1 protein-coding gene is annotated in these 706 nt (G+C 64.3%); it reads left to right on the top strand.

Annotated elements, in window-relative coordinates:
- Positions 1 to 706: GDP-L-fucose synthase family protein (locus tag AC0L3X_RS47290; RefSeq protein ID WP_473317638.1), on the top strand; the 706-nt coding region annotated here is incomplete at both ends.

Here is a 706-nt window from a genome sequence, read left to right as displayed (position 1 = left end):
TCACGGTCGACCGGCGCGAGGTCGATCTCTGCAACCAGGCCGCCGTGTTCGACTGGTTCGCCAGGACGCGGCCGCAAGTGATCTTCCTCGCCGCGGCCAAGGTCGGCGGCATCGTCGCCAACAACACGCTGCGCGCCGAGTTCATCTACGACAACATCGCGATTGCCGCGAACGTGATCCAGGCCGCGCATCTCAACGGCGCCGAGAAGCTGATGTTTCTGGGCTCGTCCTGCATCTATCCGAAGCTGGCGCCGCAGCCGCTGCGCGAGGACTCGGTGCTATCAGGCCCGCTGGAGCCGACCAATGAGCCCTACGCGATTGCCAAGATCGCCGGCATCAAGATGGCGGAGGCCTATCGCAGCCAGTATGGCAGCGACTTCATCAGCGTGATGCCGACCAATCTGTACGGGCCCGGCGACAATTATCACCCTGAATTGAGCCACGTCGTCGCCGCCCTGATCCGCCGCTTCCACGAGGCGAAGGTATCGGGAGCAAAGAGCGTCATCGTGTGGGGCACCGGCACGCCGCGGCGCGAGTTCCTCTATGTCGACGACATGGCGGATGCCTGCGTGCACCTGATGAAGACCTATTCGAGCGCGGAGCTGGTCAACATCGGCACCGGCGAGGATATCACCATCGCCGAGTTCGCGCGCGTCGTGGCCGCCATCGTCGGCTACGGCGGCGAGATCAGTTTCGACACCTCGCG

The organism is Bradyrhizobium sp. MI1.7, from assembly GCF_055811795.1.
The sequence above is the reverse complement of the archived record's forward strand: the minus strand, read 5'-3'. Positions and strand labels throughout refer to the sequence as shown.